Origin of the sequence: Paraburkholderia sp. J67 (assembly GCF_905220265.1) — a bacterium.
In the GTDB taxonomy this organism is placed as follows: domain Bacteria; phylum Pseudomonadota; class Gammaproteobacteria; order Burkholderiales; family Burkholderiaceae; genus Paraburkholderia.
Genome location: NZ_CAJMZK010000012.1, coordinates 53,213 through 78,232 on the forward strand (window position 1 = coordinate 53,213; position 25,020 = coordinate 78,232).

General features: G+C 63.9%; 22 protein-coding genes. 12 read left to right on the plus strand and 10 right to left on the minus strand.

Going from position 1 to position 25,020, the window contains the following annotated elements; translation table 11 throughout:
• Nucleotides 1-6: 6 nt before the first annotated feature.
• The 3 genes from U5782_RS21745 to U5782_RS21755 form a co-directional block, all read right to left on the minus strand.
• Nucleotides 7-1,368, minus strand: coding sequence for an aspartate aminotransferase family protein (locus U5782_RS21745; protein ID WP_322045950.1), 1,362 nt, complete (start codon nt 1,366-1,368; stop codon nt 7-9).
• Nucleotides 1,369-1,548: 180 nt separating this feature from the next.
• Complete coding sequence (locus tag U5782_RS21750) at nt 1,549-1,962, minus strand: DoxX family protein (RefSeq protein WP_322045951.1); 414 nt, start codon at nt 1,960-1,962, stop codon at nt 1,549-1,551.
• 136 nt (nt 1,963-2,098) lie between these two features.
• Nucleotides 2,099-2,824 carry a pirin family protein gene (locus tag U5782_RS21755; protein ID WP_322045952.1) on the minus strand — a complete coding sequence of 242 codons (726 nt, stop codon included), beginning with the start codon at nt 2,822-2,824 and terminating at the stop codon, nt 2,099-2,101.
• Nucleotides 2,825-2,939: 115 nt separating this feature from the next.
• Between U5782_RS21755 and U5782_RS21760 the strand changes: the two genes are divergently transcribed.
• From U5782_RS21760 to U5782_RS21775, 4 genes are all read left to right on the plus strand, one after another.
• Nucleotides 2,940-3,848, plus strand: coding sequence for a LysR family transcriptional regulator (locus U5782_RS21760; protein WP_322045953.1), 909 nt, complete (start codon nt 2,940-2,942; stop codon nt 3,846-3,848).
• 434 nt (nt 3,849-4,282) lie between these two features.
• Nucleotides 4,283-4,846 carry an alkyl hydroperoxide reductase subunit C gene (ahpC, locus tag U5782_RS21765; RefSeq protein WP_069261621.1) on the plus strand — a complete coding sequence of 188 codons (564 nt, stop codon included), beginning with the start codon at nt 4,283-4,285 and terminating at the stop codon, nt 4,844-4,846.
• 186 nt (nt 4,847-5,032) lie between these two features.
• Nucleotides 5,033-6,634 (plus strand): alkyl hydroperoxide reductase subunit F, encoded by a 1,602-nt coding sequence (ahpF, locus tag U5782_RS21770; protein WP_322045954.1) that lies wholly within the window; start codon nt 5,033-5,035, stop codon nt 6,632-6,634.
• Nucleotides 6,635-6,755: 121 nt separating this feature from the next.
• On the plus strand, nt 6,756-7,022 hold the full coding sequence (locus tag U5782_RS21775) for a cupin domain-containing protein (protein WP_322045955.1): 267 nt from the start codon (nt 6,756-6,758) through the stop codon (nt 7,020-7,022).
• A gap of 2 nt (nt 7,023-7,024) precedes the next feature.
• Here U5782_RS21775 and U5782_RS21780 read toward each other — a convergent pair whose 3' ends face one another.
• The 3 genes from U5782_RS21780 to mprF form a co-directional block, all read right to left on the minus strand.
• A complete protein-coding gene (locus U5782_RS21780; protein ID WP_322045956.1) occupies nt 7,025-7,309 on the minus strand; it encodes a HigA family addiction module antitoxin in 285 nt (94 codons plus the stop codon).
• A gap of 116 nt (nt 7,310-7,425) precedes the next feature.
• A complete protein-coding gene (locus U5782_RS21785; RefSeq protein ID WP_322045957.1) occupies nt 7,426-8,802 on the minus strand; it encodes an AcvB/VirJ family lysyl-phosphatidylglycerol hydrolase in 1,377 nt (458 codons plus the stop codon).
• The gene (gene mprF, locus U5782_RS21790; RefSeq protein WP_322045958.1) at nt 8,799-11,408 is read right to left on the minus strand and encodes a bifunctional lysylphosphatidylglycerol flippase/synthetase MprF; all 2,610 of its coding nucleotides are present in this window, start codon (nt 11,406-11,408) and stop codon (nt 8,799-8,801) included. Before mprF ends, U5782_RS21785 begins: the two co-directional genes overlap by 4 nt.
• Nucleotides 11,409-12,062: 654 nt before the next feature.
• Between mprF and U5782_RS21795 the strand changes: the two genes are divergently transcribed.
• Nucleotides 12,063-13,226, plus strand: coding sequence for a porin (locus tag U5782_RS21795; RefSeq protein ID WP_322045959.1), 1,164 nt, complete (start codon nt 12,063-12,065; stop codon nt 13,224-13,226).
• Nucleotides 13,227-13,319: 93 nt separating this feature from the next.
• Here U5782_RS21795 and U5782_RS21800 read toward each other — a convergent pair whose 3' ends face one another.
• Complete coding sequence (locus U5782_RS21800) at nt 13,320-13,730, minus strand: DUF2917 domain-containing protein (protein WP_322045960.1); 411 nt, start codon at nt 13,728-13,730, stop codon at nt 13,320-13,322.
• Nucleotides 13,731-14,221: 491 nt separating this feature from the next.
• On the opposite strand from U5782_RS21800, the gene U5782_RS21805 reads away from it, so the two are divergent.
• From U5782_RS21805 to U5782_RS21825, 5 genes are all read left to right on the plus strand, one after another.
• The gene (locus U5782_RS21805; RefSeq protein ID WP_322045961.1) at nt 14,222-14,437 is read left to right on the plus strand and encodes a hypothetical protein; all 216 of its coding nucleotides are present in this window, start codon (nt 14,222-14,224) and stop codon (nt 14,435-14,437) included.
• Between the two features lie 20 nt (nt 14,438-14,457).
• A complete protein-coding gene (locus U5782_RS21810; protein ID WP_322045962.1) occupies nt 14,458-15,186 on the plus strand; it encodes a GntR family transcriptional regulator in 729 nt (242 codons plus the stop codon).
• Nucleotides 15,187-15,613: 427 nt separating this feature from the next.
• The gene (gene frc / locus U5782_RS21815; RefSeq protein WP_322045963.1) at nt 15,614-16,861 is read left to right on the plus strand and encodes a formyl-CoA transferase; all 1,248 of its coding nucleotides are present in this window, start codon (nt 15,614-15,616) and stop codon (nt 16,859-16,861) included.
• A gap of 73 nt (nt 16,862-16,934) precedes the next feature.
• Nucleotides 16,935-17,747: a fumarylacetoacetate hydrolase family protein gene (locus U5782_RS21820; RefSeq protein WP_322045964.1), complete on the plus strand. Its 813-nt coding sequence runs from the start codon at nt 16,935-16,937 to the stop codon at nt 17,745-17,747.
• A 37-nt stretch (nt 17,748-17,784) separates the two neighbouring features.
• The gene (locus U5782_RS21825; RefSeq protein ID WP_322045965.1) at nt 17,785-18,786 is read left to right on the plus strand and encodes a hypothetical protein; all 1,002 of its coding nucleotides are present in this window, start codon (nt 17,785-17,787) and stop codon (nt 18,784-18,786) included.
• Between the two features lie 25 nt (nt 18,787-18,811).
• Here the strand turns inward: U5782_RS21825 and U5782_RS21830 are convergent, their stop codons facing one another.
• Entirely contained in the window at nt 18,812-19,756 is a 945-nt protein-coding gene (locus U5782_RS21830) for a LysR family transcriptional regulator (protein WP_322045966.1), read from the minus strand.
• A gap of 360 nt (nt 19,757-20,116) precedes the next feature.
• Between U5782_RS21830 and oxlT the strand changes: the two genes are divergently transcribed.
• Both oxlT and U5782_RS21840 read left to right on the plus strand, forming a co-directional pair.
• A complete protein-coding gene (oxlT, locus tag U5782_RS21835) occupies nt 20,117-21,442 on the plus strand; it encodes an oxalate/formate MFS antiporter (RefSeq protein ID WP_322045967.1) in 1,326 nt (441 codons plus the stop codon).
• A 29-nt stretch (nt 21,443-21,471) separates the two neighbouring features.
• Nucleotides 21,472-22,467: a LysR family transcriptional regulator gene (locus U5782_RS21840; RefSeq protein ID WP_322045968.1), complete on the plus strand. Its 996-nt coding sequence runs from the start codon at nt 21,472-21,474 to the stop codon at nt 22,465-22,467.
• 56 nt (nt 22,468-22,523) lie between these two features.
• Here the strand turns inward: U5782_RS21840 and U5782_RS21845 are convergent, their stop codons facing one another.
• Together U5782_RS21845 and gltS are read right to left on the minus strand one after the other, a co-directional pair.
• Nucleotides 22,524-23,501, minus strand: coding sequence for a 2-dehydropantoate 2-reductase (locus U5782_RS21845; protein WP_322045969.1), 978 nt, complete (start codon nt 23,499-23,501; stop codon nt 22,524-22,526).
• Nucleotides 23,502-23,679: 178 nt separating this feature from the next.
• Nucleotides 23,680-24,885, minus strand: coding sequence for a sodium/glutamate symporter (gene gltS, locus U5782_RS21850; RefSeq protein WP_322045970.1), 1,206 nt, complete (start codon nt 24,883-24,885; stop codon nt 23,680-23,682).
• Nucleotides 24,886-25,020 lie beyond the last annotated feature (135 nt).

Genomic DNA, 25,020 nt, shown 5'->3' on the forward strand with positions numbered 1-25,020 from the left:
CGCGCGCTAGCCGCACAACTCCCCGAGACAGTCGTCGAACGCGCCCAGCAGGCGATCGACATCGGCTTCGGTCGTCTCGGGGCACACCAGCATCATGTTGTGGAAAGGCGTGATGAGCACGCCGCGATTGAGCAGATACAAATGGATGATGTGTTCGAGTTCGTCGTTCATCGCGGCGCGTGCCTCGCTGCCGTTGCGCGGCGGCGTGGCGCAGAACTGGAACTCGCTGCGCGCGCCCACGCGCGTCACGCACCACGGCAAGGCGTGGCGCGCGATCGTGGCCGTGAGGCCATTCGCGAGGCGTTCGGCGAGCGCGAACATATGCGTGTAAGCGGCTTCGCTCATGACTTCGTCGAGCGTCGCGCGCATTGCGCTCATGGACAGCGCGTTCGCCGTGAGCGTCGTGCCGATGCCCGAATGCCCCGGCGGCGCATCGAGCTTCGCCTTCTGTGCGCGGGCGGCGAGGTCCGCCGAAAAACCATAAACGGCGCAGGGCACGCCGCCACCCACCGGCTTGCCGAGCACGAAGAGGTCGGGGTCGATGCCATGCGCACGCGCATAGCCGTGCGGGCCGCTGCTGATGGTGTGCGTTTCGTCGATCAGCAGCAGCGTGCCGTGGCGTTTGATGATTGCCTGGGCGTCGCGCCAGAAGCCCGACTCGGGCAGCACCATGCCGACGTTGGTCATGGCTGGCTCTGCCAGCACGCAGGCGACTTCGCCATCGGCGAGCGCGTGTTCCAGCGCTTCGAGGTCGTTGAATTCCACCACGCGCGTATGCGGCAGCAGGTCGTGCACCTGGCCGAGCAGGCTCGCGCGCTGCGTGGGAACGCCGTCGACGAGATCGACGAATACGTCGTCCACCGTGCCGTGATAGCAGCCGTTGAATACGACGATCTTCTGGCGCCCCGTGGCCGCGCGCGCCCAGCGCAGCGCGAAGCGGTTGGCGTCGCTCGCGGTCATGGCGAATTGCCAGTAGGGCAGGCCGAAGCGTTCCGCGAGCGCCGCGCCGACTGCCACGGCGTCTTCGCCCGGCAGCATGGTGGTGAAGCCGCGCTGCGCCTGGCGCGCGAGCGCCTGCGCGACAGCTTGCGGCGCATGGCCGAACATCGCGCCCGTGTCGCCCAGACAGAAGTCGATGTAGCGATGGCCGTCCACGTCGCTGAAGGCCGCGCCGCGCGCGCTGTCGACATAGAGCGAGAACGGCGTGGACCAGTCGTTCATCCAGTGCAGCGGCACGCCGAACAGCAGATGCTGCGCGGCCTGGGTCGAGAGCGCCTGCGACTTCGGGCGGGCGGCGACGAAGGCGGCGCGCTCGCGTGCGAGGATGCCTTGTGCGCGTTCCGGGTTCACGCCTTGACGGTCTTGCATGGACGGTTCCTTGTTGTGCGGAGTCGTCCAGATCGTCGCATGGCGCGGGTTGCGGAGTAAATTCGGGCAAATAGCATAGGCCGTTCGACACGTGCCACAAACGCGCAAGGCGCGATGCCTTCACGGTCATCGCGCCTTGCGTTATCACTCTTGCGTCGCGCCCTCACGGGGCGCTCGAGCTTACTTCCGGTCCATCGAAAACTTACCCGGACCCGTCACGGCGAGCGCAAGCAGACCACCCGCGATGCTGACGTTCTTGTAGAAGTTGATCATGTTCATGTACTGCTCTGCGCCGGTCATGTTCCAGAAGTGATGGCCGATGATCGCGGTAGCGATGGTGTAAAGCGCCAGCAGCACAGCGAGCGGACGCGTATAAAAGCCCACCACGATCAGAATGCCGACCACGAACTCCATGACGACGGCGATGACCGCCGAGATCATCGGCGCGGGCGCGCCCACGTGCGCCATGTAATCGACGGTGCCCGAAAAGCCGGTGATCTTGGACCAGCCGAACAGCACGAACAGGGCGGCCAGCAGGACGCGGGAGACCAGCAGAACGGCATCGTTGTTCTGGCCAAAGAGGTTGTAGCGCATGGTGTTTCTCCGAATTTGTATGGGCAAACAGGTTGCCGGTTCAGTGTTCAGCGATTGAAGCGTTTGAGGCGTTTGCGGCGTTTGCAGCAGTGAGGATGACCCGCTTGCCGGGCGGCGGGCGCCCGGCAAGACGGTTTTACGACCAGAGCTCCGACACTTCGATATTACGCAGATCGAACACCAGTACCTCGGCATCGTGTCCGTCCGTGAAGCTCAGTTCGCGTTCCGAGCGGATGCGTGCGCCGTCGCCTTCGCCCATCTCCACCCCATTCAACTTCACGCTGCCGCGCGCCACGTGCACATAGGCGAAGCGCTCCGCGCCAATCTCGACCTTCGCGCTTTCCGCTCCGTCGAAGCGGCCTGCATAAACCCGTGCGTCCTGACGCAGCAGCAGCGAATCTTCCGCGCCGTCCGGTGAGAGGATCAGGCGCAGCTTGCCGCGCTTTTCGGCATCGGCAATGTTCTTCTGCTGATAGCGCGGTTGCGCGCCCTTCACGTTCGGTGCAATCCAGATTTGCAGGAAGTGCACCGGGTTATCGGCCGAGTGGTTGAACTCGCTGTGCGCGACACCCGTGCCGGCGCTCATCAGTTGCACATCGCCCGGGACGATCACCGAACCCGTGCCCATCGAATCCTTGTGTTCGAGCGCGCCTTCGAGCACGTACGAGAAGATTTCCATGTCGCGGTGCGGGTGCTTGCCGAAGCCGCGCGCCGGGGCCACACGGTCGTCGTTGATGACGAGCAGGTCCGAGAAGCCAGTCTGCTTCGGGTCGTAGTAGTTCGCGAACGAGAACGTGTGACGCGAGCTGAGCCAGCCATGTTCACCGCGGCCGCGTTGGTCTGCCTTGCGAAGTTCGATCATTTTGTCTCTCCGGTTGATTCAGTGTGTGTTGCGATGGAGTGAATATTAGGTCAACCAGAGTGACGTGGATGACCGTAAAATACGACTCACTGTCACGTATAAGTGGACGATCGGAATGCAACTCGACGACATGCGGATCTTTGTGAACACCGTGGATGCCGGCAATTTCACGGCGGCCGCGCACCGGCTACGGCTCTCGAAGCAGTTCGTGAGCCGCCGCGTGGCGGCGCTCGAAGGCGATCTGGGCGCGCGCCTGCTGGTGCGCAACACGCGCAAGCTGGCCGTGACGGATCTCGGCCAGGACTTCTATGAGCGCGCGAAGCGCATCCTCGCGGACGTCGGCGAGGCCGAGCGGGCCATGTCCGACCGCCGCAGCGAGCCGCACGGCCTGCTGAAGGTGAGTGCGCCGATGTCGTTCGGCATGGCGCATCTCTCGCCGCTCGTCGCCGAATTTCTGCGCGAACATCCGGATGTGCGCTTCGACATGGATCTGAGCGACCGCAATGTCGATGTGATTGGCGAGGGTTTCGATATGGCCTTGCGCATCGGGCGGCTGGCGGATTCCTCGCTGGTCGCGCAGAAGCTGATCGACGTGCGCATGATCGCCTGCTGTAGTCCCGGCTACCGGCGTCGGCGGCGCGCGCCCGAGACGCCCGCCGATCTCGCGCAGCATGCCTGTCTGCCCTACGGGCAACAGGGCCGCGCGCCGTGGGAATTCATGATTGACGGCGTGCGCACGCCGTTCGAGGTGCACGGGCCGCTGCGCGCCAACAACGGCGAGGTGATCCGCGACTCGGCTATCGCGGGCCTGGGCATCTGCTATCTGCCGGACTTCATCGTGGCGGGATCGGTCGATGCGGGGCTGCTGGTCGAGGTGCTGGAGGACTACATGCCGCCATCGAATGCGCTTCATGCGCTCTACCCGCAGCATCGTGAAGCATCGGTGACGATCCGCGCTTTTACGCAATTCCTGCGCGAGCGTCTGGCCGCGCGCGCGGCAACGGCGCGCGGTGGGGCGCTTTGACGCAGTTTGCCCGCGCGCCATTGAGGAATGGTGGTTGCGCCCGCATCTGGGAGGAGTTTGACGCGATGCGGTATGTGGCGTCAGGTCAGTGGAACCCACGGCGGCCAAGACGATCACAGCCGTTGCAGGGGCCGGCCCGGCCGCGCCCATGCACCCGGATGGCGCACGAAAGAGCCGATGAGTGGTGGGTACGTGAGGCGCAATGTCGCATTTTCGCGGTATGCTCACCGCCCCGAGGGTTGCTCGGGCCGCTCGATGCGGGCGGCAGCGGGCGCGGAACCCCGTGCTGGCGGGGCTGACAGGCCGATTAGGGCTTTCCATCAGGCCCGATAGGCACGGTTTATTCCTGCGATCAAAGCAACCAATTTTTCAAATGGGCGGAGTTCCCGTAACCTTCGTCCATACCTTTTCAACCCAGAGCGAGGAAACAACGCATGTCTCTCATCAACACGCAAGTCAAGCCGTTCAAGGCAACCGCATACCACAACGGTAAGTTCGTTCCGGTCTCTGAAGAAAACCTGAAGGGCAAGTGGTCGGTCGTCGTGTTCTACCCGGCTGACTTCACGTTCGTGTGCCCGACCGAACTCGGCGACCTGGCTGACCAGTACGCTGAATTCCAGAAGCTGGGCGTTGAAGTCTACGGTGTGTCGACCGACACGCACTTCACGCACAAGGCATGGCACGACACGTCGGACACGATCGCCAAGATCCAGTACCCGCTGGTTGGCGACCCGACGGGCGCAATCACGCGTAACTTCGACGTCATGATCGAAGAAGAAGGTCTGGCACTGCGCGGCACGTTCGTGATCAACCCGGAAGGCGAGATCAAGCTGTGCGAAATCCACGACAACGGCATCGGCCGTGACGCAAAGGAACTGCTGCGCAAGGTTCAGGCAGCGCAGTACGTTGCTGCTCACCCGGGTGAAGTTTGCCCCGCCAAGTGGACGCCGGGCGCAGAAACGCTCAAGCCGTCGCTCGACCTCGTCGGCAAGATCTAAGCGTCGTTTGATGAGCGCGGTCGTCATGACCGCGTGACGCTGAAGTCTCACAAGCTGTACCTCCGGGCCGCGCCCTTGCGGCTGCGGCCCGGAAGCCTCGATTGTCCCGTAAAGCCATAAGCAGAACGGCGAAATTGCCAGGCAATACTTAGAATTCCCCCGCTTCTTTTCTAGCCGGAAAACGCCATGCTCGACGCAAATCTCAAGACCCAACTGAAAAGCTACCTCGAAAAAGTCACGCAGTCGATTGAGATCACTGCGTTCCTGAACGACGGCGAGAAGTCGCAGGAGCTGCAGCAATTGCTGCAGGACATCGCATCGCTTTCGGATCGCATCAGCTACGAAGAACGCCGTGGCGCCGCTGCTGGCGACTCGCGTACTCCGTCGTTCGAGATCCGGCGTGCGAATTCGGACGTGAAGGTCACGTTCGCGGGCATTCCGATGGGCCATGAATTCACGTCCCTCGTGCTGGCGCTGCTCCAGGTGGGCGGCCACCCGGTCAAGCTCGAGAACGATGTGGTCGAACAGGTGAAGTCGCTCGACGGCGTGTTCTCGTTCGAAGTTTATATGTCGCTCACGTGCCAGAACTGCCCGGAAGTCGTGCAGTCGATCAACGCGATGGCGGCGCTCAACCCGAACGTGCAGATCGTCACCATCGACGGCGCGCTGTTCCAGGATGAAGTCGAGAAGCGCAAGATCATGGCCGTGCCGACCATCTACCTGAACGGCGAAGTGTTCGGCCAGGGCCGCATGGGCGTGGAAGAAATCCTCGCCAAGCTCGACACGGGCGCTTCGGCGCGTGCTGCCGAGAAGCTGAACCAGAAGGACATTTTCGACATGCTGATCGTCGGCGGCGGCCCCGCAGGCGCAGCGGCTGCGATCTACGCGGCGCGCAAGGGCATCAAGACGGGCGTGCTGGCCGAGCGTTTCGGCGGTCAGGTGCTGGATACGATGGCGATCGAAAACTTCGTCTCGGTGACGGAAACCGAAGGGCCGAAGTTCGCGATGGCGCTCGAGCAGCACGTGCGCGCCTATGACGTCGACATCATGAATCTGCAACGCGCCGACGCCGTGGTGCCGACCGGCAAGGGCTTCGAAGTGCGTACTGCAAGCGGTGCGACGCTGCGCGCGAAGAGCGTGGTGCTGGCGACGGGCGCTCGCTGGCGCAATGTCGATGTGCCGGGCGAGCAGGAATACAAGAACAAGGGCGTGGCGTACTGCCCGCACTGCGACGGCCCGCTGTTCAAGGGCAAGCGCGTCGCCGTGATCGGTGGCGGCAACTCGGGCGTGGAAGCGGCGATCGACCTCGCCGGCATCGTGAGCCATGTGACGTTGCTCGAATTCGGCGCGCAACTGCGTGCGGACGAAGTGCTGCAACGCAAGCTGCGCAGCCTGCCGAACGTCACGGTGCACGTGAATGCACAGACCACGGAAATTTCTGGTGATGGTCAGAAGGTCACGGGTCTGGCGTTCCTCGAACGCACCTCGGGCGAGAAGCGTCATGTCGAGCTCGAAGGCGTGTTCGTGCAGATCGGCCTCGTGCCGAACACCGAGTTCCTCAAGGGCACGGTGGCGCTCTCGAAGCACGGCGAGATCGAAGTGGACGCGAAGGGTCAGACGTCGGTGCCGGGCGTGTTCGCCGCGGGTGACGTGACGACCGTGCCGTTCAAGCAGATTGTGATTGCGGTCGGTGAAGGCGCGAAGGCTTCGCTGGGCGCGTTCGATTACCTGATCCGCTCGTCGGTGGAGCAGGAAGAGGATGCCAAGGCGGCTACTGCCGTCGCATAAGGTTTTACCGCGGGATGCCCAAGCGGACGCCGGCCGAGTGGCCGGCGTTTTTTTTCGCCTGGGCCGTGGGCAGTGTCACACTTGATGTTGCGGCGCGTAGCCGACGAAAGAGGAGACTGCCGTGGATCGCGAAACGTTTATCCGCACGCTGGCGGCCGAGGGCTTTCCGGAGCCCGTGCTCGTCACGCGCGAGCCGGGTCATCTGGACGAGCACTCGCATCCGTTCGAGGCGAAGGCGCTGATCGTCGCTGGTGAGATAGCGATCGCTGTGGGCGGCGAGGAGCGGGTTTATCGGGTGGGCGATGTGTTCCACCTGCCCGCCGGGGTGCTGCACGTCGAGCGCTACGGGCCGCAGGGCGTGCAGTATCTGGCAGGGCGCAAGGGGTGAGGTCAGGCCGCGAGGCGGCGCAGATCCGCAAGCTTCACGTACCGCGCTGCCTCTTCCAGATCGTAATCGACCTGTAGCGTCATCCAGAACTGCGGTGTCGTGCCGAAGACGAATGCCAGGCGCAATGCGGTGTCCGCGGTGACGCTGCGCTCGCCGTGCACGATTTCATTGATGCGGCGTGGCGGCACGTTCATGGCGCGAGCCAGCGCATTCTGGCTCATGTCCATCGGTGTGAGGAATTCGTCCTGGAGGATGACGCCGGGGTGGACGTTCGCGAGTTTTTTCATGGGCGGTCTTTGATCCCAGTTGGAGACTCCGACATCACGCCACGCATCGTCGGATGCGTGGCGTTTTCAATCGAGGTGAGTCTGCCCTGAGTCAAGCGACGCCCAGAAATCAGCTATCACCCCCGCGCCGCAATCTCCTTCTTCCACCCTTCGATAATCTTCGTGGCCAGCTCGTTGTAGTCGCCGTCGAAGTGGTGGCTGCCGTTCGTCTTCACAAGCTCGATGCCGGTGTTCGCCAGCGCCGGGCAGATCGTGTCCTTCTCGTCCGCGCCATAGACGCATTGCACGATCGCAGGCGGCACCTTCGCCAGTTCCGGCTGCACCTTGAGCGCCTTGTCGCTCGCCGGCATGCCGAGCCAGCCCGTCACGCGGATCTGGAAGTCCGCATCTGGCGCGAAGCCGAGCAGCGACATATACGACACCTTCTCGCGCAGCGCATCGGGCAGGCGGTTATAGGCGAACGGCATCACGTCGGCGCCGAACGAGTAGCCCACCAGTGCGATGTGCTTCGCGTGCCAGCGCGACGCGTAGGTGTTGAGCACGCGCGCGAGATCGTGGCTCGTCTGCGCGGGCGTCTTTTCGCTCCAGAAGTAGCGCAGCGCATCCCAGCCGATCACCGAAATACCCTGCTTTTGCAGCGCTTCGGCGATGGTCTTGTCGAGGTCGCGCCAGCCGCCGTCGCCGGAGATCACGACCGCGAGCATGTCGGTCGGATGAGCGGCGGGCAATTCGACGAGCGGCAGGTCCGAGACGTCTTCTTCGTTTTCCGAGGCCACATGCAGATGCGGTGCCGTCAGTACGACGAGCTTGTCCGCATCGCTGAGGTTCGCTGCAAACGTGTGAGGCGTTGCGCCGGCCGTTGCCGACACTTTGGTTGCGCCCGCAACCGCTGTCACGCCTTGCTCGAAGAAACCGGGCAGACCTTTGCCGCGCGAAAGCGTGGGGTCGGCCGGGCAGGGCGCGAAGCGCGCGTCGAGCTTCGTCGCGGCAGGGTCGAGCGACACCGCGCCCGCCATCGTGTTCGCTGGCGCCTGCGAGAGCATGCGTTGCGCGATCAGCGCGCCTTCGCCGCTGCCGATGGCGATCGGGGCGAAGTACTGGCTCGACGCTTCCTGGCGCTCGAGCTGATGGCTGAGCGCTTCGGCATCGCTATAGAGCTTGTGGCAGGTCTCGGTCTTGATGGCCGCGAGGTTCGTGGCGTAGCGTTCCTTGTCCACGCCCACAACCAGCGCGCCGTGATGCGCGAGGGCGTCGGCGCGGGTCTGGTCGTCGGCGTTCCAGTGCTGGCCGGCGGAGAACAGCACGGTGAAGCCGCGCATCGCGCCGATGGGGCGCGTCACGGCGACATCGCCGTAACGTCCGCCCGAGACGTGCGTGACGGCGCTATGCGCCGGGGCTTCGGTGGCGTGAGCCTGAATGGCGCCGAGCGCGAGCAAAGCTGCGCCCGCCGCTGCGCCTGCGAGGCGCGGCAGCGAGGAAATACGATGAATCATGAACGCCAGCCTCCTGCCAGCAACGAAAGATCGGCGAGGGTAATGAACACACTGATCGAGCCGGAGGCGGCCAGATAACGCGGTTCCCAGCGCGGCGCGAACTTGTTCTTGAAGCCGCGCAGCCCCCGGAAGTTGTAGAACTTGCCGCCGAAACGCCAGATCAGTCCGGCCAGACGGTGCCACGACGACGCGAGCGGCGTCGGGCCCATGCCGGAAAGCGGCGCCATGCCGAGCGAGAGCGACTGGTACCCGGCGGCTTTGAGATGCAGTGCGAGCTGCGTGAACAGATATTCCATCGCGTAGGACGAAGCGCCCGGCAGATGGCGCATGACGCCGACTGTCGCGTCGGTGTTCAGGTCGGTCGTCATGAAGGTGACGAAGGCGATCGGCGCGCCGTTCTGGCGCACCAGCAGCACGTTCTGCGCGGCGAGGTATTCGTCCTCGAAAGCGGCCACGGAGAAGCTCTTTTCGCGCACTTCGCGGTCTTCGAGCCAGGCGTCCGAGATGGTGCGCAGCACCGGCAGGCTGTCGGTCATCTGGGGCGGCTCGATATGCTCGAACGAGAAGCCGTCGCGCTCGCCGCGCTTGAGCGCGTAGCGCAGATGCGCGCGCTGCGGGCCCTTGAGATCGAATTCCTGCAACATCACGCGCGCTTCCTCGCCGAGCTTCATCAGCGTGAGGCCGGCGTCCAGATACAGCGGCAGCGCGTCGGCGCGCACCTGGTAGAAGGCGGCGCGCCCGCCATGCGTGTGCGCGAGCGAGACGAATTCGCGGATCAGCGCGGGCCATTCCTCGCGCGGACCCACCGGGTCGTGCAGCGCCGCCCACGTGCGGCCGCGCTTGGCGTACATCAGGAAGGCGTTGCGCGACTGCGAGAACAGGAAGCTTTTGTCGCCCATCAGCGCTAGGCCTGCGTCGCTGCGTTCCTGCGCGCGCACGATACGCGCGGCTTCGGCGAGATCTTCGCTGGCGGGCATCACGAAGCGGCCTGCCGCCGGACGCAGCAACTGCCACGAGGCCAGCGCCGCGGCGAACACGCCCGCGCCAAGCGTGGCGCGCAGCGCGCGCGGAGCGCGTTCGTCGAAGGCGAATTGCCACCACAGATGCTGTGAGTATTGAACGTCGCGGAACGCGAACAGCAGCACCCACACGGCGAGCGCGATCACGCAGCCGACCGAGGCGAGCCACGCGGGCGTGAAGGTTTCCTTGAACAGCGACGAATGACGGTTGAAGCGGCCACGCGTGGCGATGAGCAGCGCGATCAGCACGCACAGCACGCCCGCTTCGACAAAGGCGAGGCCCTTGGTGAGCGAAAGCGCGAGGTTGGCCACGGCGAGCATGAGTGCGACCCACCAGGCGGCGTCGAGGCGGCGCAGCAGGCCGCGCGCGACGAACAGCAGCAGCACGCCGAACAGGCTGCCGAGCAGTTGCGAGCTTTCGAGCACCCAGAGCGGCAGGAAGGTCTGCAAGAGCGCGATGCGCTTGGCGAACGCAGGCGTCGCGCCCGAGATCACCAGCATGCTGCCCGTCACGAAGGTAACGATGGCGAGGAAAAGGGGTGCGAGTTGCGAGACGCCGTCGGCGCCTTTTGCGAACGTCGTGCTGAGTGGGTTCTTGAGCGCGCGGCCTTCGAACACGGCGAGCAGTCCTGCCGAGAGCGCGAGCGGCGCGCCGAAGTAGATCGCGCGGTACGCAAGCAGCGCGGCGAAGACTTCCGGGCCGGGCACGCTCGCGCCGAGCGCGAACACCATCGCCGCCTCGAATACGCCGATACCGCCGGGCGTATGGCCAATCAGGCCGAGCAGCATGGCTGCGGTATAGACGGTCAGGAAATCGGCGAAACCGAGGTTCGCGTGCGGCATGACCGACCAGAGCGCGAGCCCCGCGCCCACGACGTCGAGCGCGGCGAGCAGGAGTTGCGCGACGAGGTCGCGGCGTGCGGGCACGGCGAAGCGCAGCCACGCGCGCTTGAAGGGCGCGATCTCGCGCGCGCGGGCCGGGCAGGCGGCGATCATCACGGCGCCCAGCACGAGCACGCTGCCGCCGATCCAGCGCAGGGCGTCCGGCGTGAGGTGCAGCAGGCCCGCGAGCGTGTCGGCGGAGGCGACCATGCCGAGTGCCGCCATCAGCGCGAGGGCGATCGCGAGCGTCACGCTCGTGAACACCGTCATGCGGCCGATCTGGGCGGCGGTGACGCCGTCCGGGCCGTAGACGCGGCAGCGTACCGCACCGCCCGTGAGCGCGCCGAAGCCGGTCACGTTGCCCAGCGCTGAGCCGGCGATGGCCCCGACCCAGAGTGCGCCGCGCGATACGGGCATGCCGGGGTAGCGCAGGCCGACGGCGTCGCGCCCGACGAGGGCGATGAAGCTAAGCGCCGTGGCGCCGAGCGCGCCGGTCCATTGCGCTGGGGTCAGATGCCAGAGCTGGCGGATCACCGAGCGGTAGTTCACCGCCTGCGAGAGGTGCTGGAACACGATCAGCAGCAGCGCGCAGATGCCGAGCGCCAGCGCCGGCGCCGCGAAGCGCTGCAGGCGCAGGACGCGGGCGCGGCGGCGCAGCGCCACGAAGGCGGCGCGCGCGAGGCGCGAAGGAGGCGTTTGAAACATGGGTCGGTCCGGCGGATTCCCGGATGCCGTCTTGGCGCCGTGCTGGCGTCCCCGGGGGCGGCATCGCATGTTGGACGTCACGTTCCAGGCGGCTGCTGGTCAGGCTGGCGTAGCGCCGCAGCGAGCGAAAACGTAAACGTTTGGTAAATGACTGGTAAAGCAGCAAACGCGCGGGGCGTCTGGGTGGTTGACTAAGTACCTAAAGAAACATCAAACGGGTTCGGATCGAAATTTTTCAGCATCAGTGTGAAGGACCGCCATTTTACGCATGGCGGCCCATTCAATCGTCGAAATGTGCGCACCTTATCCGCATGTTCATGTTTGCAAACGCGACGGATATTCGCGGCGATGCTCGCGCGTGATCCGGCATTCAGGTGGACTCGCACGCAAGGCTATGCGAGTCCCAATTAACGAGGCGCTTCGAACAGTCGCAAGGCCCGCTGCGTCGGGCTAATTCGCCCTTGGCCTTTGGCATCCTTTCACTGTGCAACCCCATTGTTTACGGCAGCCGCCTACCCTTTCTGTATCCGCTGTTACCAAATCGAGACACACTATTTAATTCTTTTACTTCGCCTCGCGGTGGAGTTAGATTGATTCCTGCATGTGGTCTTGCGTGGCATCGGAGCACTGACTCCGATCGACAAGGAGAATGACGTGAAAAGACTCGCGTTGACTTCGCTTTCGCTCGCCGTGCTCGGCGCCGCCGGCGCGGCGCAAGCTCAGACCAGTGTCACGCTTTACGGCACCATCGACACTTCGATCACCTACGTCAATCACGCCGACGGCAGCAAGAACCTCTGGACGCTCGGCAACAGTAGTTACGGCAATCTGTCGGGCTCGCGCTGGGGTATGAAGGGCGCCGAAGACCTGGGCGGCGGCCTCAAGGCAATTTTCCAGTTGGAGAGCGGCTTCAATCCCTCTAACGGTTCGTCGGCCCAGGGCGGGCGGCTGTTTGGCCGCCAGGCTTACGTCGGATTGACCGCCGAGCAATACGGCTCGATCACCTTGGGCCGTCAATATGATCCACTGATCGACCTCGTGCAGGGCATCACCGAGGACAACTATTTCGGCTCCGCGTTCGCAACGGCCGGCGACGTCGACAACTACGACAACAGCTTCCGCGTGAACAACGCGGTCAAGTACACCACGCCGGTGTGGAACGGCTTGCAGGCCGCCGCGATGTACTCGTTCGGCGGCATCGCGGGCACGACGGGCTCCGAGCAGTCGTACTCGGCGGCCGTCGCCTATAACAATGGGCCGATCGCGGTGGCGGGCGGCTACTTCTACGCGGCCAACAGTCAGGCGGGCCTGGGCGTGCGCACCGAGGGCTGGACCAGCACGTCGGACGGCACCTTCGACGGGGCAATCAATAGCGGCTATGCGAGCGCTCACTCGCTGTCGATCGCGCGCGCGGCGGCGCAGTACTCGCTCGGGCAGTTCACCTTCGGGCTGGGTTACAGCAACTCGCAGTACGCGCCTGACGCGAGTTCGGTGTTCCGCGATACCGAGAAATACAACACCGGCCAGGGCTTCATGAACTACCAGCTCAGCCCGGCGCTGCTGCTGGGTCTCGGCTACAGCTACACGCACGCCAATGGCGACACCAGCGCGAATTACCATCAGGTGTCGATCGGCGCGGACTACAGCCTCTCCAAGCGTACCGACCTCTATATGACGGCGGCATGGCAGCACGCGAGCGGCGAGCAGGGCGACGGCTCCGGCGGCTCGATGCCGGCCGAAGCGTCGATCGGCTCGTATGGCTACAACGGCACCTCGTCGCAGACGATGTTCAATCTGGGCCTGCGGCACAAGTTCTGACGACGATGCCTGCCGTGGTGAAACCGGGCGCGCCTGGCAACGGCGCGCCCGTTTTTTTGCCCCGCTTGCTCAATCACCCAGCCGGTTCACGGGCTAACGCGCCCGGCGCGGCGTCAGCAGCAAGAACCAGTCGGCACAGCGCTGTGCGATGTGTCGTGCACTCGCGAACGGCGGGCGCCAGGCGCTCGTGATCGTGACGCGCGCGAGGTTCGATACGAACTCGGGCGAGGCGTCGCTGCTCATCCAGATCCGCTCGCCGCGCAGGACGCGCAGCGTGTCGCCGGGGTTCAGCCAATGGTCGTAAGGGGAGCGTGCGCGCGTCAGCCAGACGCGTGCGCCGTGGGCGCGCACGGTGCTGTCGGCGACGACGCGCCAGGTGAGCGTCGCGCCCGCAGGCACGGCGAAATGAATCGATTGGGCAGGCAGCGATTCGTCTTGCACGAGGCGTTCGAAACTGAAGGCGGGACAGGCGCCGGCGGCGTCCTGCTGTGAAGCTTGATCCATCGCAATCTCCATTTCTAGAGCCGACGGACGGAGCGTTACTTCTGCCACCCACAAAACAAAAAGCCCCGTCGATTCGGCGGGGCTTGTGGTTTGCGTAACGACAGACTTGCTAGTTCGCGAATACGCACACATTCCCCCGTGCCATGCCATGTTTTGGCATATGCCACGTGCGATTAATCGCTGTCGTGTGGGGGAGGGTGGCGAAGGTGTGCATGGATCGAGTGTGCTGGGATGTCGCATGCGCTGTCAACAGAATTCGTATGACTGTTGACAGGGCGTGAGCGAAGTGACGGCGTGTGGAGGACCGATATCGACCCTCTTGTCGCGTTCTCGCGTTTCGTTCAGCATGGGTTTGCCTGCTAGCCCCGGGTGTATCGAAGAGACAACAGTCTGAAAATATCTTCGTGATATATCACATACAGAATATTGCCTTTTGTCGCGACGCAGCATATGATTCAGTCATTCGATGACTCAATCATGCGGAGCTTCAAATGGATTTCGTCTCTCTCGCACTCTTCGGCGTGGCAGTGGTGGGCTTGGGCGCGGCTGCAACGGTTATGATCGCCAGATGGTTGCCGCAGTCGGCTATCGAACAGGCTGGTCAGCATGGCCGTTTCGCCGGACTGGGCGAAGCACCGCGCGCGCAACCGGTTCGTCAGCAGGTCCGTTCGCACGTTGGTCCGAAGGTGGGGCCGCAGGTCGGTTAAAAGTGGTTAAAGGGCATTGAATGTCGTCAGAACACACTGAAGCAGTTGCCACCCGGGACGCCGCGCCGCTCAAGCTGGCGCTGCAGCCCATCAACGCGACGCTGAGCCTGCGCGATCAGGCTTACGCGATGTTGCGCCAGGCCATCGCCGATGCCGACATTTATCAGTCGCGCGAAGAAATTCGCCTGGACGAGCGCGTGCTGAGCGAGACGCTCGGCGTGAGCCGCACGCCCGTGCGTGAAGCCATGACGCTGCTGGAGCAGGAGGGTTTCCTGCGCATGGTGCCGCGCCGCGGCATCTATATCGTGCGCAAGAACAAGCGTGAAATTGTCGAGATGATCCAGATGTGGGCGGCGCTCGAAAGCATGGCCGCACGCCTCGCGACGCTGCACGCGTCGGACGAGGAGATCGCCCGCCTGCGCCACATGTTCGACGCCTTCCGCGACAGCACGCCGGCCGAGCATATCGCCGAGTACTCGGACGCCAACATCGCCTTCCATCAGGCGATCGTCGAGCTATCGAAGTCGCAGATCATCCTCGACACGATCAAGAACATCTTCGTGCACGTGCGCGCGATCCGGCGCATGACGATCTCGCAAAGCGATCGCGCGTCGCGCTCGATCGTCGATCACCTGCGCATCATCGAGGCGCTGGAAAAGCGCGATACCGAGCTCGCCGAGCGGCTCGTGCGTCAGCATTCACTCGATCTCGCAGTCTTCGTCGAGAAGCATTGCGACTTTCTCGATTGAGCGCGATTCGGGCGTGACGTCAGGCTGGCCACGCTGGCCAGGTTGAGGCAAACGGGAGACCTGCGGGTCTCCCGTTTTCATTTGGGCGCTGCGGCGCCCCGAGAAACTGTCTGAACTTTATGCGCATCAAGGCTCGGCTATCACGATCCGGGCATCCCGCGCACTACATCTGAAATATCTGCGGCAAATCGTGTCGGGGTTTTCCCGTTCATGCGGCGCAGCAAATTTTTATCCTCCTTCACAAACCCTTACCCAATAAGCCACACAGGCCGATCGATACGCCGTTCCAGCGGATAAACCCGCTCTTGCTTCGTTGTGATATATCACATACTGTATTGATCAAGGACGCAATGACGGCGGCAGCCACGCAAAACGAATCACAGATTTCGATCACTCGCCCGGCCACGACTAATCAAGGAGACATGACATGGGCAAGGCACTGGATGGTGTGCGCATTCTCGACTTCACGCATGTGCAGTCGGGCCCGACCTGCACGCAACTGCTTGCATGGTTCGGCGCCGACGTCATCAAGGTAGAACGCGCGGGGGCGGGCGACATTACCCGCGAGCAGTTGCGCGATCTCCCCGACGCGGACAGCCTTTACTTCACGATGCTCAACGGCAACAAGCGCTCGCTCACGCTCGACACGAAGAACGAGCAAGGCAAGCGCGTACTCGAACGGCTGATTCGCGACTGCGACGTGCTCGTCGAAAACTTCGCGCCTGGCGCACTCGAGCGCATGGGTTTCAGCTGGGAGCATATCCAGACGCTCAACCCGCGCATGATCGTGGCCTCGGTGAAGGGTTTCGGCCCGGGGCCCTACGAGGACTGCAAGGTCTACGAGAACGTCGCGCAATGCGTGGGCGGCGCGGCTTCCACGACCGGTTTCGACGATGGCCCGCCCGTCGTGTCCGGCGCGCAGATTGGCGATAGCGGCACGGGTCTGCACCTGGCGCTCGGCATCGTCACGGCGCTTTATCAGCGCACCCACACGGGACGCGGCCAGAAAGTGCTGGCCGCCATGCAGGACGGCGTGCTCAATCTGTGCCGCGTGAAACTGCGCGACCAGCAGCGGCTGGAGCGTACGGGCGTCATGAAGGAGTACCCACAATTTCCGAACGCAGCGTTCGGCGATGCGGTACCGCGCGCAGGGAATGCGTCGGGCGGCGGGCAGCCAGGCTGGATCCTCAAGTGCAAGGGCTGGGAGACCGACCCGAACGCCTACATCTATTTCATCGCCCAGGCGCCCGTGTGGGATCGCATCTGCAAGCTGATCGGCCGCGAGGAATGGATCGACGACCCGCGCTATGCCACGCCCGGCAAGCGTCTGCCGCATCTGAAAGAGATCTTCGCCGAAATCGAGCACTGGACCATGCATCGCACCAAGTTCGAGGCGATGGCCGTGCTCAACCGCCACGACATTCCTTGCGGTCCGATCCTGTCGATGAAGGAGATTGCGAACGACGAGTCGTTGCGCGCGAGCGGCACGATCGTCGAAGTCGAGCATCCGGTGCGCGGCAAGTACCTCACGGTCGGCAACCCGATCAAGCTTTCGGATAGTCCCACCGAAGTCACGCGCTCGCCGCTGCTGGGCGAGCATACCGACGAAGTGCTCGCGGAGTTCGGCTATAGCGAAACGGACATCCGCTCCCTGCGGGCCTCGGGTGCAATCTGAGTCGCGTCATCGCGCGCATCCGCACTCGCAGTGGATGCGCGCACAACGAATAGACGAAACGACGGAGCGAAGCATGGACACATGGATGCGCTTGATGGCGAACGACGGCAGTATCGTGTTCGGTCGCGCCGAAAACGGCTATCTGCACGAATACGAAGGGATCGACCAGCCGGTGCCAACGGGCGCTGTGCTCTCGCTGCGCACTCTCACGCCGCTCGCGCCATGCGCGCCCGGCAAGGTCGTGGCGCTCTGGAACAACTTCCACGCGCTTGCGCGCAAACTCGAGAAGCCCGTGCCTGAGCATCCGCTCTTTCTCATCAAGCCGGCGGGATCGGTGATCGGTGCGCACGAGACGATCCGGCGGCCGGCCCACTATGCGGGAAAAATCGTCTTCGAAGGCGAACTGGGCATCGTGATCGGCAAGCGCTGCCGCGATGCGAGCCTTGAAGAAGCCGAAGCTGCGATCTTCGGCTACACCATCGTCAACGACGTGACCGCAGCGGGCCTGCTCGCCGAGAATCCGCACTTCCCGCAATGGTGTCGCGCGAAGGGATTCGATACGTTCTGCTGTCTGGGGCCGGCCATCGTGTCGGGCTTCGACTGGCGCGCCGCGCGTGTCGTGACCTTGCTGGACGGCGTCGAGCGGCAGAACTATCCGCTCGACGACATGGTGTTCACGCCCGCGCAGCAGGTCAGCCTGATCTCGCAGGATCTCACGCTGGAGCCGGGCGACGTGATTGCCTGCGGGACGTCGCTCGGCGTGGGTTCGATCGGCGAAGGGGCGACGGTCGAGGTGAGGATCGACGGCATCGGGACGCTGGCGAATACGCTGCGCTCGCCCGTTGCCGCGCTGGAATCGCAAGCAGAAGACGCGCCCGTGGTCTGAGGGCACTGTGTTGTACCCAATACGCGAGGAGTGAGTGATGCCGGAGCAACTGGCTGGCGATGCGCTATGCCTGTGCGGTGGACTGCTGTTTGCCTGGTTTACGTGTGCATTTGCACAGCTCGCGGCGCTGGCTCCAGGATGGGCCCGACGCGAGCCGGCTCGCGCGAAAGCGCGCTGCGCGCGCGCGCGCGACACCGAGCCGCCGCGTCACGTTCTGTTTGCCATTTCATTCGCCCTGCTGTTGACGGTGACACCCGCCATTCTGGCGTTACTTTTGATGCATGACGCCATTGCCGTGGCGACGGCGGAGTTGGGCGCGCTCGCCGGTCTCTGGATGGGCGCGCGCAGCGACCTTACCCGTTTTGCGCGCGTGATTGCCGCCGTGGGATGTGGACTGGCGATGGTGGCCACGAGCGCGAGCATCGCCTGGATGCTGCTGATGCCGCCTCCCAGCTTTGGCACGCGCATCGCGCTCTACGCGACGGCGATACTGGGCGCGCTGGCCTTGGGCGCGGCCGCGACGGCACAGGTCTTTTCGCGCGACACCCGGGCGATCGCGCGCAAGCGCACACCGTTGAGTCACGGAGAGCGTGCGCTTCACTTCATGGCGTTCGTGTTGATCGTTGCGCTTGGCGGCGCGTTGGCGAGTGTGCGCATGGGGAACGCGCGATCAGCGATGGAGTTCGAGCTTTCCACGCTTGGCGCTGCCTGCGTGCTGGCTATTGCGTTAGGTGTGCGTCTGATGGGCGGTGCGCGCCGCCATCCCAAGGCTCGCATCATGCGCGCACCACACGATGTATCGAAACGACCCGCGCCCGCGGGCTTTGTTGTGGTGCCCGACGCCTGGCTCGTCACCGCATGCGGCAACGCCGCTTTCGAGCCAGCGGCCTTCGATACCTGGCTTTCCGTGTACGAGCCGCCTGCAGAAACAGCGCGCCTGTCCCACCACGATTCGCGCGACGCTCCCCGCCGAAGGCGCAGCCGCAACCGTCAGGCGGCGCGATCGCGACGACCTTCGACGACGATTAACCAACCCTAAACGTTACGCCCGTAACCATAGTGCCTTACTTATGAAGTGAGGCCTGTGAGACTCGTGTAATGTTTTCGATCAACTGCGCGCCTTCCTCCATGAGGAAGCGCTTGAACGCGAGCGCGACGGGCGGCAGGCGCTTGTTTTTGCGGTGCACGACGTACCAGTTGAGCATGACGGGAAAGCCCTCGACGTCGAGCACGGCGAGGTGCCCGACCTGAAGTTCGAGGCTGATCGTATGCGCCGATAGAAACGCGATCCCCATGCCCGCGATCACGGCCTGCTTGATCGTTTCCGTGCTGTGGATCTCCATCGCGATCTTCAGGTTCGTGAGCTTGCCCGCGAAGCCTTCTTCCATCGAATTCCAGGTGTCCGAGCCGCGTTCGCGCACGATGAACGCTTCGTTGGCCAGCGTGCTGAGCTTGATGCCGCGCTTGTGCGCGAGCGGGTGCGTAGGCGCGGCCACGATCACATACGGGTGCGGCGCGAAGGGCTCGTTGATGGCGTCCGTGGCGTGTGGCGGCCGCACCATGATCGCGAGATCGGTCTGGTTCGACGAGAGCTGTTGCAGCAATTGCTCGCGATTGTGGACCGAGAGATTGAGCTCGACGCCCTTGTAGCGCCGGGTGAATTCGGCGAGCAGGCGTGGAAAGAAGTAGTCCCCCGCACTGATCACGGCCACGTTGAGCCTGCCGCCGGAGACGCCCTTCAGCTGGCTCATGGCTTCGTCGACTTCATGGAACTGCTGCATGATCGCGCGGCTGTAATGGAGCATTTCCGTGCCGGCCGGCGTGAGATAGATCTTCTTGCCCAGTTGCTCGAAAAGCGGCAGCCCGGCGTGCTCTTCAAGTTGCTTGACCTGGGTGGAAACGGCGGGTTGTGTGAGATGCAGCTCTTCCGCGGCACGCGAAAAACTGAGGTGGCGCGCCACGGTCTCGAAGACCTTCAACTGGCGCAGCGTGGCGTTCCGCATGGTCATGGCCGATCCATAAAGGATGGTGAATCCACATAATAACAAACTTTAATTGTGAGTAATTGAGCAATCACCCTAGCATGAGTTGAAAGGAGTCCGAATGCATTGGCTATTGCGTGCGGGTTAACGCCTAAAAAGTCTAAAAAGCCCTGTTTAAGGCGGGAAAACCCGAATAAAAAAGCCAGCAAAAAAGGTTTTTTTACCCGAAATCGAATACGTGAATCAAAACCGCCTCACGAATTTTCATTCGAATTTTTGTGTGACGGATGGAATGAAAAGAAACAGGGAATTCAGAACCATAAGTTGATGACTATGCAGGCCGGCAAAAGCACTGGCCCCCATGAATGGATAGCGGAGACAAGCGAGATGAATGCAATCGGTCAGAGGAGCGAAGGCGGTCCGTTCTGGACGAACCGCTGGTGTCAACTGGTGGTCGGCATGTTATGCATGGCGCTCGTTGCCAATCTGCAGTACGCGTGGACACTATTCGTCGCGCCGATGAATGCGCGTCATCACTGGGGCGAAGCGTCGATTCAACTGGCGTTCTCGATCTTCATCCTGACCGAAACCTGGCTCGTGCCGGTCGAAGGCTGGCTCGTCGACAAGTTCGGCCCGCGTCCCGTCGTGGCGGTCGGCGCACTCTGTGCGGGTCTCGCGTGGGTGCTCAATTCCTATGCGACCACGCTGCCGATGCTCTACGCCTCATCGGTGATCGCGGGCATTGGCGCGGGCGGCGTGTACGGCACTTGCGTGGGCAACGCGCTCAAGCTGTTTCCAGACCGGCGGGGGCTCGCAGCGGGCCTCACGGCGGCGGGCTTCGGCGCGGGCGCGGCCGTCACGGTGATTCCGATCGCCAACATGATCACGCGCTCGGGCTATGAGCACACCTTCCTCTTCTTCGGCATTCTGCAAGGCGCGGCGATCCTCGTGCTGGCCTTCCTGCTCGTGAAGCCCGTGCCGCGCGCAGCGGGCGCGGCACGGCGCCTCGTCTCGCGGGTCGATTACACGCCCGGGCAGATGGTGCGTCAGCCGGTGTTCTGGATCATCTATGTGTCGTTCGTGGCGGTGGCGGCGGGCGGTCTGATGGCGACCGCGCAGATCGGCCCGATCGCCAAAGACTGGGGCCTCGCCCGCATTCCGATGACCGTGTTCGGCGCGACGTTGCCGCTGCTCACGCTCACGCTGTCGATCGACAACATCTGCAACGGCTTCACGCGCCCGCTGTGCGGCTTCATCTCCGACAAGATCGGCCGCGAGAACACCATGTTCATCATCTTCGTGGGCGAAGGCCTCGCGCTGCTCGGCATGATGCAATACGGCACGAACCCTTATGCCTTCATGACCTTCGCTGCGCTGATCTTCCTGTTCTGGGGTGAAATCTTCTCGATCTTCCCGGCCATCTGCGCCGACACCTTCGGCAGCAAGTACGCCGCCGCCAACGCGGGGACGCTCTATACGGCGAAGGGCACGGCCGCGCTGCTGGTGCCGGTGGCTTCCGTCCTGTCGGCCACGGGTGGCTGGAGCGCCGTGTTCATCGTGGCGGCGGTCATTACGATCGCGGCTGGCGTGAGCGCGAAATTCATCCTCGCGCCGATGCGCCAGCGTTTGATCGAGCAGGATGGCGAACCATCGGCCACGCTTGCCACGCATACCGGTACGCTTCAGCATTGGCCCAATCAGCCCGGCGAATGATGCTGAGCGACGCTGAACGGCCAACGTCGATGAACGTTTCGCTCCAGCAACTCAAGGTGTTTGTCGCAGTCGCGCGTTCGCGCAGCTTCACGCGCGCGGCGCGCGAGTTCGGTCTCACGCAGTCGGCGGTGAGTCGCTGCGTGCGCGAGCTCGAAGAAGCCGTCGATCTGAAACTCTTCGACCGCACCACACGCCAGGTCGAACTCACGCTCGCAGGCAGCGGTTTCGAGCGGCGCATCGCGCGCCTGCTCGACGAAATCGACATGGCCTTGAGCGAAGGCCGCGACGCGCATCAGGCGCATCGCGGCGTCGTGACGGTGGCGAGCAATCCGGCGCTGGCGTCGGGCTGGGTGCCCGGCGCGATGGCGCGTTGTGCTGCGGCCTTGCCTGCCGTCACGCTGCAATTGCAGGATCTGCCGCAAGAGGCCGTCTTGCAGGCGGTCGAGCAGGGCGAGGCGGACTTCGGCGTGATCGCCGAGGCCGTGCCTGCGGTGCGCCTCGCGAGCGGCAATTTCGATGTGCAGCCGCTGGCGGCTACGCCCTTGCGCGCACTGCTGCCCGCGCAGCATCCACTCGCATTGAACGGCCCGCTGAGCTGGGATGCCCTCGCGCGCGAAACGCTCATCACGCTCAATCGGGATTCGGGCTGCCGTAGCGCCGTGATGCGCGCGCTGGAAGGCATTCGTGCGCCGGACCATGCCATCCAGGAACTTGCCCAGGTGAGCGGCGTGGCGCGCATGGCGCAGCTCGGCATGGGCATCGGCATTCTGCCGGTATGCACCGATCGCACGGACTCTGCCGATAACGACACCTGCCATTGGCCCGTGCCGCTCGGGGCGCTGGTCGCGCGCGTGCTGCATCCGGTCATGATGGTGAGCACGATGCTCGTGCGCCGACGCCATCGCTCGCTGCGACCGTGTGCGCAGGCCGCGTGGTCGCAATTCGTCGCGACGGGGCGCGTCGATCCGCGCGACGGCAAGGCAGAGACGCGCGAACGTCATCCCGTCGACACAGTCGCGCAATAAAAAAGGCCGCGCATTCGCGCGGCCCTCTGATTTCATCCCTTAAAAATAGACCGTTTTCAAGCCGCGAGCTTCGCCATCTGTTCGCGCTGCTTCACGAGTGCGAGCACGGTGTCGATAGCAGGCGTGGCCTCGCCCACCAGCATGCCCATCTCCTGCACGACGGTCAGCAGTGGATCGATCTCCATCGGCCTGCGCTGTTCCAGATCGACCAGCATCGAGGTCTTGTGTGCGCCCACCGCGCCCGCGCCGTCGATGCGCCGTTCGACATCCACGCGGAAATGCACGCCAAAGCGCTCGGCAATGCGCTGCGCTTCCAGCATCATCGTGCGCGCCACGGCGCGCGTGGCGGGGTCCTGCGTGATGACGTCGAGCGTCGCGTGCGTGAGCGCGCTGATCGGGTTGAAGCAGAGATTGCCCCACAGCTTCAGCCAGATTTCATCGCGGATATTGTCGCGGATCGGCGCGTCGAAGCCAGCCGCCGTCATCGCTTCGTGCAACTGCACAATGCGCGAGGTGCGTTCGCCCGACGGCTCGCCGATGGGAAACTTCTTGCCGTACACGTGACGGATCACGCCCGGCGCGTCGATCTCGGCAGCGGGATAGAGCACGCAGCCGATCGCGCGCTCGGGGCCCAGACGCGTCCACTGCGAGCCGTCGGGGTCGATGCTTTCCAGTCGCGTGCCCTCGAACTTGCCGCCGTGACGGTGGAAGTACCAGTACGGTATGCCGTTGGTGCCCGTGACGATAGCCGTATGGTTGCCGATCAGTGGCTGCATCGTGTCGATCACACCCGCCACCGAATGCGCCTTGAGCGTGACGATCACGATATCCTGCACGCCCAGCTCGCGCGGATCGTTCGTACACCGGACCTTTGCGACATATTCCTCGCCGTCCATCAAGAGGCGCGCGCCGTGCTCGCGCATGGCGGCCAGATGCGGGCCGCGCGCGACGAAGCTCACGTCGGCGCCTGCGCGGGCGAGTTGCACGCCCATCATCCCGCCAATCGCCCCCGCTCCGAAGATGCAGATCTTCATGTGATTCCCCAATGACGTTGAAAACCGCGTGTCCGTGCAATGGCGCAGGCATTAAATAGCACAGTGAAAACGTGCTGCGCAGACGGACGATGGTTCGAGCATAGGGGCCGTCGTCGATTAACGACAGTTAAAGTTTCTCCGAAAAATCATCAAGAATCACTAATGGATCGGCGACCACTCACTGGAAGATCGGCAGCGCGAGAAACAGCTTGATGACGATGGCGTTGACGATGTCGATAAAGAACGCCGCCACCATTGGCACGACCAGAAACGCGAGGTGCGAATGGCCGAAACGCGCGGTCACGGCCTGCATGTTGGCGATGGCGGTGGGCGTTGCGCCCAGGCCAAATCCGCAATGGCCAGCCGAGAGCACCACGGCGTCGTAGTTCGAACCCATCACGCGGAACGTGACGAACATCGCGTAGACCACCATCAGCACGGTCTGCGCGGCGAGGATCGAGAACACCGGCAGCGCGAGCGCGGCGAGATCCCAGAGGCGCAGGGTCATGAGCGCCATCGCCAGAAAGAGCGCGAGGCTCACGTTGCCGATCAGCGCCACGGCATGCTCGGTCACGGGCTTTCCCACGAGCGCGAGGCCATTGGCGAGCAGCACCGCGACGAACAACACGCACACGAAGGCGGGCAGTTCCGCGGGCGTGGACGCGAGCCATCCGGCGATGACATTGCCCGCCGCGAGGCTGATGGCGATCAGCGTGAGCGTTTCGATGAAGGCGGCGGCCGTGGTGGGTTGCTCGGCCTTGGGCTCTTCGAAGGCCTGGGTATGGGCACCGCGCGGCGCTTCAGCCTGTGAGCCTTCGCCGCGCCCGATCCGCTTCATCAGATGTTGTGCAACCGGGCCGCCGAGTATGCCGCCCATCACGAGACCGAACGTCGCGCACGCAATGGCGGCCTCGGTCGCCGACTGCAAGCCGTGATGTTCGGTGAAGACCTTGCCCCACGCCGCGCCGGTGCCGTGGCCGCCCGCGAGCGAGACCGAGCCGCCCAGCAACCCGAAGAGCGGATCGACGCCCAGCGCCATCGCAAGGCCGATACCCACCACGTTCTGCAACACCAGCAAGCCGATCACCACGCTCAGAAACCGCACGAGCATGGAGCCGCCGGCCTTGAGACTCGCGAGATTCGCATTGAGGCCGATGGTCGCGAAGAACGCGAGCATGAGCGGCGTCTGCAGCGAGGCGTCGAATTTCACGTCGATGTGAGCGAACGAATGCAGGCCGAACAGCGCGAGCGCGACGACCAGGCCGCCCGCGACCGGCTCGGGGATCGTCCATTTGCGCAGCAACGGCGTCATGGCGACGAGCCGGTTGCCGAGCAGCAGGACGAGCGATGCGGCGACCAGCGTTCCGTAGACATCGATATTCATTGAGGCCTCGCGAAGCGGCGAAGGTCGAGCCCGGGCCGCGCCCGGGACTGCACCGGTTAATGTCATCCCTGCGGCCATCCCCGCAGCCATCCCCGCGCGCGGCGTCCACTGCGCAAAATACACGAGCGTCGCGCG

Coding starts and splice junctions, on each gene's coding strand:
- U5782_RS21745 (WP_322045950.1), bottom strand. CDS start 1,368: ATGCAAGACCGTCAAGGCGTGAACCCGGAACGCGCACAAGGCATCCTC.
- U5782_RS21750 (WP_322045951.1), bottom strand. CDS start 1,962: ATGCGCTACAACCTCTTTGGCCAGAACAACGATGCCGTTCTGCTGGTC.
- U5782_RS21755 (WP_322045952.1), bottom strand. CDS start 2,824: ATGATCGAACTTCGCAAGGCAGACCAACGCGGCCGCGGTGAACATGGC.
- U5782_RS21760 (WP_322045953.1), top strand. CDS start 2,940: ATGCAACTCGACGACATGCGGATCTTTGTGAACACCGTGGATGCCGGC.
- ahpC (WP_069261621.1), top strand. CDS start 4,283: ATGTCTCTCATCAACACGCAAGTCAAGCCGTTCAAGGCAACCGCATAC.
- ahpF (WP_322045954.1), top strand. CDS start 5,033: ATGCTCGACGCAAATCTCAAGACCCAACTGAAAAGCTACCTCGAAAAA.
- U5782_RS21780 (WP_322045956.1), bottom strand. CDS start 7,309: ATGAAAAAACTCGCGAACGTCCACCCCGGCGTCATCCTCCAGGACGAA.
- U5782_RS21785 (WP_322045957.1), bottom strand. CDS start 8,802: ATGATTCATCGTATTTCCTCGCTGCCGCGCCTCGCAGGCGCAGCGGCG.
- mprF (WP_322045958.1), bottom strand. CDS start 11,408: ATGTTTCAAACGCCTCCTTCGCGCCTCGCGCGCGCCGCCTTCGTGGCG.
- U5782_RS21800 (WP_322045960.1), bottom strand. CDS start 13,730: ATGGATCAAGCTTCACAGCAGGACGCCGCCGGCGCCTGTCCCGCCTTC.
- U5782_RS21805 (WP_322045961.1), top strand. CDS start 14,222: ATGGATTTCGTCTCTCTCGCACTCTTCGGCGTGGCAGTGGTGGGCTTG.
- U5782_RS21810 (WP_322045962.1), top strand. CDS start 14,458: ATGTCGTCAGAACACACTGAAGCAGTTGCCACCCGGGACGCCGCGCCG.
- frc (WP_322045963.1), top strand. CDS start 15,614: ATGGGCAAGGCACTGGATGGTGTGCGCATTCTCGACTTCACGCATGTG.
- U5782_RS21820 (WP_322045964.1), top strand. CDS start 16,935: ATGGACACATGGATGCGCTTGATGGCGAACGACGGCAGTATCGTGTTC.
- U5782_RS21825 (WP_322045965.1), top strand. CDS start 17,785: ATGCCGGAGCAACTGGCTGGCGATGCGCTATGCCTGTGCGGTGGACTG.
- U5782_RS21830 (WP_322045966.1), bottom strand. CDS start 19,756: ATGACCATGCGGAACGCCACGCTGCGCCAGTTGAAGGTCTTCGAGACC.
- oxlT (WP_322045967.1), top strand. CDS start 20,117: ATGAATGCAATCGGTCAGAGGAGCGAAGGCGGTCCGTTCTGGACGAAC.
- U5782_RS21840 (WP_322045968.1), top strand. CDS start 21,472: ATGAACGTTTCGCTCCAGCAACTCAAGGTGTTTGTCGCAGTCGCGCGT.
- U5782_RS21845 (WP_322045969.1), bottom strand. CDS start 23,501: ATGAAGATCTGCATCTTCGGAGCGGGGGCGATTGGCGGGATGATGGGC.
- gltS (WP_322045970.1), bottom strand. CDS start 24,885: ATGAATATCGATGTCTACGGAACGCTGGTCGCCGCATCGCTCGTCCTG.